This window comes from Mesorhizobium sp. M7A.F.Ca.CA.004.12.1.1 (assembly GCF_003997835.1).
In the GTDB taxonomy this organism is placed as follows: domain Bacteria; phylum Pseudomonadota; class Alphaproteobacteria; order Rhizobiales; family Rhizobiaceae; genus Mesorhizobium.
The window spans coordinates 1-2191 of record NZ_RZRK01000941.1; the positions used below are offsets into that span (position 1 = coordinate 1).

Annotated in this window: 3 protein-coding genes; 1 reads left to right on the top strand and 2 read right to left on the bottom strand. The window is 63.4% G+C overall.

The genetic code is table 11. The annotated features are described in order from the left end of the window. Together EN984_RS32005 and EN984_RS32010 are read right to left on the bottom strand one after the other, a co-directional pair. Positions 1–337: CinA family protein (locus EN984_RS32005; protein ID WP_164765803.1), on the bottom strand; the 337-nt coding region annotated here is incomplete at its 3' end. Beyond that, positions 334–1563 carry a bifunctional 2-C-methyl-D-erythritol 4-phosphate cytidylyltransferase/2-C-methyl-D-erythritol 2,4-cyclodiphosphate synthase gene (locus EN984_RS32010; RefSeq protein ID WP_127267303.1) on the bottom strand — a complete coding sequence of 410 codons (1230 nt, stop codon included), beginning with the start codon at positions 1561–1563 and terminating at the stop codon, positions 334–336. The genes EN984_RS32005 and EN984_RS32010, both read right to left, overlap by 4 nt. A 244-nt stretch (positions 1564–1807) precedes the next feature. On the opposite strand from EN984_RS32010, the gene EN984_RS32015 reads away from it, so the two are divergent. After that, positions 1808–2191: tRNA-dihydrouridine synthase (locus EN984_RS32015; protein ID WP_164765804.1), on the top strand; the 384-nt coding region annotated here is incomplete at its 3' end.

A 2191-nucleotide genomic window follows, 5' to 3' on the forward strand; every position in this document is an offset into this window, starting at 1 on the left:
GTTTTTCCGCCGAACCGCCGCCAGGCCCAGCGATCCCGGTGACCGCCAGGGTCAGCCCGGCGCGCGAACGGGCAAGCGCGCCTGCCGCCATTTCAATCGCAGTCTCGCGCGAAACCGCGCCATGCGCCCCGAGCGTGGCGGCGGAAACGCCGAGCATGTCCATCTTGGCTTCGTTGGAATAGGTGATGAAGCCGCGATCGATCACGGCGGACGAGCCGGCGATGTCGGTCAACGCGGCGATGATCATGCCGCCGGTGCAGCTTTCCGCCGTTGCCAGCATGATGCCGCGTCTCTGGCAGGCTTGCAGCAGGGCATTTGCCAGCTCGTTGTGGGTCATTCCGGCACCTCGCCGGGAAACACCACGCTGGCGGTGGCGATCGCCGCAATGCCTTCCTCGCGCCCGACAAAGCCGAGCTTCTCATTGGTTGTGGCCTTGATCGAGATGCGATCCGGCGTAATTGCCAGCATCTGCGAAAGGGCTGCGGTCATGGCCTCGCGATGCGGGCCGACGCGCGGCGCTTCGCAGATCAGCGTGATGTCGGCATTGGCGATGCGGCCGCCGCGCGCGCGGACCAGTTTCGCCGCATGCTCGACGAATATGCGCGACGCAGCGCCTTTCCACTGCGGGTCGGATGGCGGGAAATGCGTGCCGATGTCGCCTGCGCCGCAAGTCGCCAGCAGCGCATCGGTCAAGGCGTGCAGACCGACATCGGCGTCGGAATGGCCGGACAGCTTCTTGTCGTGCGCTATGGCGACGCCACACAAAGTGACATGGTCTCCCGGTTCGAAGGCGTGGACGTCGTAGCCATTGCCGGTACGGATGTCGGGAAAGCGCACGCGTTCGCCGGAAAGCCGCTGGTCCGCCATCGCAATATCCCGTGCCCAGGTGAGTTTGACATTGTCCGGCGAGCCCGGAACGATCTTGACCGGAATATGCGCCCATTCGGCGATCGCGGCATCGTCGGTAAAATCCATTTTTCCCAGATGACGGGCTTTCTCGTGCGCGGCAAGAATGGGCCAGAACGGAAAGCCTTGTGGCGTTTGCGCCGCGTGAAGCCCGCTGCGCGATACGGTTTCGCCAACCACGCCGGAGGCCGATTCGCGCTTCAGCGTGTCGGCGACGGGCAAAGCGGGCAACGCGCCCTCGCGCTCGCCGATGGCGGCGATGGTGCGATCTATCAGGTCCGCATCGACAAACGGACGCACGGCGTCATGGATCAGGACCTGCGCCGGCGCGTGGCCTCTAAGGGCAAGCAGGCCGAGCCGAACGGATTCCTGCCTCGTCGCCCCGCCCATGATGGCGGTGACGCGCTCGGCATTGGCGCCCGCCGCCTGCCGGAACAACTCATGGTCATCGGCATGAATGGCGACGACGATCTCGCTCGTCCGCGGGTGGGCCAGAAAAATGTCCAGCGTGTGTGCAATGACGGCAAAGCCGCCAATGTGTTGATATTGCTTCGGTCCGTTGGCCTGTCCGGCGCGCGCACCACGGCCGGCCGCAACGATCACCACCGCGACCTTGCCATCCGCACCCGAAACGTGATTTTCACTTGCGTCAGTCATGCCTGTTTGGTCCTAGCGCACGATCCCGAAAAGTGTAATCGGTTTTCGGAAAGATCGTGCGCTAAGTATGAAATTCCAAAGCGTCTTTTGCGCGTCCTCGGCGACGCGCGGCGCTTTGGTCGCGGCCAAAGCCGAAGGCCGGCATTTTCCCAATTGCGCCTTAATGTGGCGTCATTCCGCGTTGCACATTGCGCCGGTTCTGGCTAGAGAATGTGCAACGAATGAAGATGCTTGGTTTTTGTGCATGGTTAACTTGACCAAATTGGCCGCGCCGCTCGATGTCGGTGGCGTGAGAATCCGCAATCGCGTGTTCCTCGCACCGATGTCGGGGATTACGGACGAGCCGTTCCGGCAGCGTGCCCACGCGCATGGAGCGGGCCTGGTCGTATCCGAAATGGTTGCCAGCGGCGAGCTTGCCAAGGGCAGGGCCGGTTTCAAGCTGCGCATACGCCACTCCGGCCTGCCCGTCCATATGGTTCAGCTGGCAGGCCGTGAGGCGATGCACATGGCCGAAGGTGCCAGAATCGCCGCCGGTGAGGGCGCCGACATCATCGACATCAACATGGGATGCCCGGCCAAGAAGGTTACCGGCGGTTATGCGGGTTCGGCATTGATGCTGGATCTCGAC